The organism is Niveibacterium sp. (genome assembly GCF_041909475.1).
Classification (GTDB): Bacteria; Pseudomonadota; Gammaproteobacteria; order Burkholderiales; family Rhodocyclaceae; genus Niveibacterium.
In genome coordinates this window covers 1-5406 of the sequence record NZ_JAYRDJ010000060.1, presented here as the reverse complement: position 1 = coordinate 5406, position 5406 = coordinate 1, and the positions used below count along the sequence as shown (strand labels likewise).

4 protein-coding genes and 1 pseudogene are annotated in these 5406 nt (G+C 62.5%); 1 reads left to right on the top strand and 4 read right to left on the bottom strand.

Going from position 1 to position 5406, the window contains the following annotated elements:
* The coding region (locus tag ACE3P0_RS21005; protein WP_374404759.1) for a hypothetical protein at nucleotides 1-692 on the top strand (692 nt) is incomplete at its 5' end.
* 97 nt (nucleotides 693-789) lie between these two features.
* Here the strand turns inward: ACE3P0_RS21005 and malE (ACE3P0_RS21000) are convergent.
* The 4 genes and pseudogenes from malE (ACE3P0_RS21000) to ACE3P0_RS20985 all read right to left on the bottom strand — a co-directional run.
* Complete coding sequence (gene malE / locus ACE3P0_RS21000; RefSeq protein WP_374404758.1) at nucleotides 790-1989, bottom strand: maltose/maltodextrin ABC transporter substrate-binding protein MalE; 1200 nt, start codon at nucleotides 1987-1989, stop codon at nucleotides 790-792.
* Between the two features lie 77 nt (nucleotides 1990-2066).
* Complete coding sequence (gene purT / locus ACE3P0_RS20995; RefSeq protein WP_374404757.1) at nucleotides 2067-3266, bottom strand: formate-dependent phosphoribosylglycinamide formyltransferase; 1200 nt, start codon at nucleotides 3264-3266, stop codon at nucleotides 2067-2069.
* 156 nt (nucleotides 3267-3422) lie between these two features.
* Nucleotides 3423-4892, bottom strand: coding sequence for a maltose/maltodextrin ABC transporter substrate-binding protein MalE (gene malE / locus ACE3P0_RS20990; RefSeq protein ID WP_374404756.1), 1470 nt, complete (start codon nucleotides 4890-4892; stop codon nucleotides 3423-3425).
* A 170-nt stretch (nucleotides 4893-5062) separates the two neighbouring features.
* Nucleotides 5063-5257, bottom strand: a pseudogene (locus tag ACE3P0_RS20985) (transposase domain-containing protein); the annotation flags it as partial.
* Nucleotides 5258-5406 lie beyond the last annotated feature (149 nt).

Sequence of the window (5406 nt, the reverse complement as noted above, 5' to 3'; positions counted from 1 at the left end):
CGGGTTTGCCGAATACTGCAAACGCATCGCCGCCATCCGTCGCGATGGGTTTCAACGATCAGGGGCGGGCGGGCGACGCCCAAGCGGACGACGGCACCCAATCGGCGACGCTGCTGCCGGCACAAACGGCGCTTTCGGCATTCGACGGCACGATCCGGGTTGAACTCAGCTTCCGCGCCGGGGAGCACACCGGGCAACACATCTTCGACGTCGTCTATTCACCGCAGCCGCCCGCGGTGTGGGCCGGCCCATTCAAGGATTCACTCGAAGCCGGGTCGCTCGTGTTGCGCGTGCCCGTCGAAGTGCGACAGGCTGGCCGTTACATCATCAACGCGCGGATCGATGATGCCGGCGGCCACGCGTTCGCCCTCGCCACCTTCAACGACGAACTGGAGGCCGGCACCAAGGAGGTGGCGCTGACGGTATTCGGCAAATTGATCCGCGATGCCAAACCAAGCTTCCCGCTCGCCGTACGCGACGTCGATGGCTACCTGCTGCGGGAACAAGGGCACCCCGACCGCGCGCTGATGCCGCGGCTCATGGGCCTCGTCCGCACCACCGCCAGCTACCCGCTCAGCAGTTTTTCCGACGCCGAGTGGCAAAGCGAAGAGCGCAACCGCTACCTCACCGAATACGGAAAGGATCTCGACGACGCCCAACGCCAGCTCGCGGCACTCAACGCGGGGCAGTAATCGCAGCGCCCCGGCGAGTGTCGCAAAGAAAAACGCACCGCCTGATTCCCCGGGCGGTGCGTTTTTTCAGCGCTGACTGGCCGCTCAGGCGCGGGCATTACTGCCCGGCAACAATCGCCTTCGCGGCGGTATCCAGTGCGTCCTTCGGCTTCTTGCTGCTAGTCGTGATGTCCTTGAGCGCGATCGTCAGGTTCTTCCAGAAGTACTGCATTTCCGGATTGTTGGGCATCGGCCGGCCAGCGAACACGCCTTCCATCGCCTGCCTGATCTGAGTGTCCTGGAAGAAGTCCCAGAACACCGCCTTGCTCGCTGGCACGCCGATCGGTTTATCGTCGTTCACGAGCTTGATGCCCTCCGGCGTCAGCAGGAAATTCTCGATCAGGTTGACCGCCGCTGCGCGGTTCGGCGATCCCTTCGGCAGCATCGCGCCAAGCACGCCGACGAATGGACGTGCGGCCTGGCCGGCTACCGTCGGCAGTGGCGCAATCCCGAATTTGATCCCCGCCTTGTGCAGCCCTTCCCATGCCCAGGGGCCGTTGATCCACATCGCCTGCTTGCCGGTCTTCATCGCCTCCTCGGCATCGGCGTAAGACAAAGCCGGCTGCACCGCGCCAGACTTGATCAGTTTGACCAGCACCTCGGCACCCTTCACCGCGCCGGCGTGGTTGATACCGGTGTCCTTGCCGATGTAGTTGCCGAGCAGGTCGCGCTGGAACGGGTAGCCCCCGTTGGCCGCCAGCATCGGCCAGGTGAAGTACGGACTCTGGGTTTCCCAGCCGACGGCGCGGATTCCCTTGCCCTTCAGGCTCGCCTCGATCTCGGCGAACTCTTCGTACGAACGCGGCGGCTTGTCGATCAGCGCCTTGTTATAGATCAGCGAGATCGCCTCAACGGCGATCGGATATCCCCATTGCTTGCCCTGCGCGGTGAAGCCGTCCCAGGCGATTTGCACGGTGCCCGTTTTCAGTGCCGGGCTCGGCTCGACCGGCGTCAGCCAGCCATTCTTGACCCAGTCGCCAATGCGGTCGTGCGGCCAGATCCAGATGTCCGGCCCGTTGCCTTTGGCCATGGCCGCGGCAAAAGCCTCGGTCGGGTTGTCGGGCGTCTCGACCTTGACCTTGATGCCGGTCTTCTTGGTGAACTCGTCGCCCACCTTCTGAAGCCCCTTCCAGCCCTTGTCGTTGTTCACCCAGATCAGCAGTTTCCCGTTTTCCCACGCAAACGCGGGCTGAGCCGCCATTGCGCCAGCGAAAACGAATCCCGCCAGCGCCTTTACGACAAGGTGCGAACATTTCATCACTTGCTGTCTCCTCCGGTTTGCAGCCTGCAGAGATCGGGCGGCGTACTTTGCGCCGCCCTTATTGATCCGTTTGCTTATACCACGCGTGGCTTCACGAAAGCCGCCGCTTGCTTGGCACGTGCGCGCGCGGTGTCGGCATCATCAGCGGTCGCCAGCGCCACGCCCATGCGTCGTTTGACGAAGGATTCCGGCTTGCCGAACAGCCGCAGATCGCTCTCTGGCACGCGCAAAGCCTCTGCGACGCCATCGAACACGATGCCTGTGGCATCGACACCGCCGTAGATCACCGCGCTGGCGCCGGGCCGCCGCAGCGTCACGTCGACCGGCAGGCCAAGGATGGCGCGCGCATGCAGCTCGAACTCCGAAAAACGCTGTGTCGCCAGCGTGACCAGCCCCGTGTCGTGCGGCCGCGGGCTCACTTCGGAGAACCACACCTGGTCGCCCTTTACGAACAGCTCGACACCAAAAATGCCGCGCCCACCCAAGGCTGCCGTCACTTTGCCTGCGATTTCGCGCGAACGTGCCAAGGCCGCAGGCGACATCGCCATCGGTTGCCAGCTTTCCACGTAATCGCCCGACACCTGCACATGTCCGATCGGATCGCAGAAGTAGGTTTCGACTTCGCCGTTTGCGCCCACGGCGCGAACCGTCAGCTGCGTGATCTCGTAATCGAAGTCGATGAAGCCCTCGACGATCACGCGCCCCTGATTCACACGGCCGCCTCGCGCAGCGTAATCCCACGCAGCAGCGAGCTCGTCCGCCGAGCGAACGGTCGACTGGCCCTTGCCTGAAGACGACATCACGGGCTTGATCACGCACGGGTAGCCGATTCCGCCATCGATCGCAGCGCGCAGCTCGTCGAGCGAGTCGGCGAACGCATAAGGCGAGGTCGGCAAGCCCAGGGTCTCGCCGGCAAGGCGGCGGATGCCTTCGCGGTGCATCGTCAGTTGCGCGGCCCGCGCTGTCGGGATCACTTCCGCCAGACCGTCGGCCTCGATGCGCGCCAGCTCGTCGGTGGCGATCGCCTCAATTTCCGGAACGATCAGTGCGGGCCGCTCCTCTTCGACCAGCGCCCGGACAGCTGCGGCGTCGGTCATGTCGATCGTGTGTGCGCGATGCGCGACCTGGTGCCCCGGCGCATTGGGGTACCGATCCACCGCGATGACTTCGCAGCCCAGTCGCTGCAAGGCAATGATCACTTCCTTGCCAAGCTCGCCGGCGCCAAGCAGCATCACGCGAGTGGCCGATGCCGTCAGCGGGGTTCCAAGTGTCATGGATCTCTCCGGAACATGTAAATCGTGGATGATGCCGTGGCAAACGCGAAGACACCACCGAACGGGTCAACCACCTCAGCGGCAAGCCCGTAAGTGTCGGGCGTTAAAAGCAACGCCCACCTTCCGGTGGGCGTCCGCACGCATGATGCAGTTGGATCAAACACCGTTCGCGATGTTCTTCGCCGCGGCATCCAGCGCGTCCTTCGGCTTGCGCCCATTGATCGTGATGTCCTGCAATGCGCCGCCCAGATTCTTCCAGAAGTACTGCATCTCCGGGTTATTCGGCATCGGCTTGCCTGAGAACACACTCTCCATCGCCTGACGAATCTGCGGATCGGCGTAGAAGTCCCAGAAGATCTCCTTCGAGGCGGGAATACCAAGCGGGCGTTCCTTGTTGAAAGCAAGCAAGCCGTCCGCAGGCAGCAAATGTTGCTCGAGCAGCTGTACCGCTGCTTCGCGGTTCGGCGACTTTGCCGTGATCATCGCGCCCAGGATCCCTACAAACGGGCTCGCCGGTTGCCCGTTCAGCGACGGAATCGGAGCAATGCCGAACTTCACACCTGCCTTGCTCAGCCCTTCCCATGCCCACGGGCCGGTCAGCATCATGGCAAGCTTGCCACCCTTCATCGCCGCTTCCACATCGCCGGTCTGTTGGCTGGCATTCAACACCCCTGTCTTCACAAGCTTCTGAAGTACGTCCGCCCCCTGCACCGCGCCCGGATGATTGACCCCGGTGTTCTTCGGCTCATAGTTACCCAACAAGTCGCGCCTGAACACATAACCACCGTTCGAAGCAAGCAGCGGCCAGGAGAAATACGGGGCGTTCACCTCCCAACCAATCGCAGCGACGCCCTTGGCCTTGAGTCCGGCATTGAGCGCAGGGATGTCCTCGAACGACTTCGGCGGTGTGGCGACAAGCGCCTTGTTGAAGACGAGACTCAGCGCTTCGACCGCCACCGGGTAGGCCCACACCTTTCCCTTTGACGTCACGCCATCCCAGGCAACCTGAACGATGTTGCCCTTGAGCGTTTGCGTCACGGCGAGCGACGCGAGCCAGCCGTGCGCTGACCACTCGCCAATGTGGTCATGCGGCCACATGAACACATCGGGCCCGTTACCGGATGCCATGGCCGCCTCGAAGGCGCCGGTCGGGTTCTCCGGCACTTCGACCACGACCTTGATCCCCGTCTTCTGGGTGTAGCTCGCCGCAATCTTCCGCATTCCCTTCGCCGCCCGATCGTCGCCAACCCAGATCAGTAGCTTGCCCTTCTCCCAGGCCATAGCGGGCGCCGAACAAGCTACCAAGACACCGAGCGCCAACGCGCGCACACCACACTTCATCAGACGATTCAACGAATTCACTTGGGATCCTCGTGGGTTATCCGTCCGCAGCACACCAGAGGGGTTCTCGGCGCCCGGCCCGCAAAAAAGCGAAAAGCGCTGAACGAATGCAGCGCCCTCTTGTAAGCCAAGATACTGATTCAATTGGAGAAGTCCTGCTTGACCGCACTTGCTCGAAGGCCATTCGAGTGAGCAGCGCGGGGACAGGTCACCAGAGGTGCCACGTACCCGCCATCTGACCGTTCTGCGCTTTGCTTGGGGCGGCACAACCTTAAACAGGAGCATCTATCGCCGCCCGTCAGCGATGGACTTTTGAATCGGCAAGCCGGCGCAACGCGTTCTGACGTTATTACATGGTGAAGCGAGCCCGACCTAAAACGCCTCATCTGGGCCTTGGGTTCAGTGCAGCGTATGCGTCCGGCGAACCCATCCTGACGCGGTCGGGTTGGACGCGCTCAGCCTTCAGGCTGCCAGTGATGCGGTAGCAACTCGGCGATACGGCTGACCGGCTGGGTCGGCAGGCGCGTGAGGACATCCTTGAGGTAGGCATACGGGTCGTGCCCGTTGAGGCGAGCCGATTGCACCAGGCTCATGATGGCCGCGGCACGCTGACCGGCGCGCAGGCTGCCGGCAAAGAGCCAGTTCTTGCGCTTATCGAAACATTGCGATAAGCGCAATTATCCTCAGTCGCCGATTATGGAAAGTTTGCTGGTTTCCACCCGCAGCACCTTGAGCCAACAGGTCTTTTGGCCGTCATTACTGTCACCGAACTTGCCATAAGAATTGGTGTTTCCTGTGA

Bases quoted from the DNA above. Each gene is read 5' to 3' on its own strand.
- malE (WP_374404758.1), bottom strand. From the start codon at position 1,989: ATGAAATGTTCGCACCTTGTCGTAAAGGCGCTGGCGGGATTCGTTTTC.
- purT (WP_374404757.1), bottom strand. From the start codon at position 3,266: ATGACACTTGGAACCCCGCTGACGGCATCGGCCACTCGCGTGATGCTG.
- malE (WP_374404756.1), bottom strand. From the start codon at position 4,892: ATGCTCCTGTTTAAGGTTGTGCCGCCCCAAGCAAAGCGCAGAACGGTC.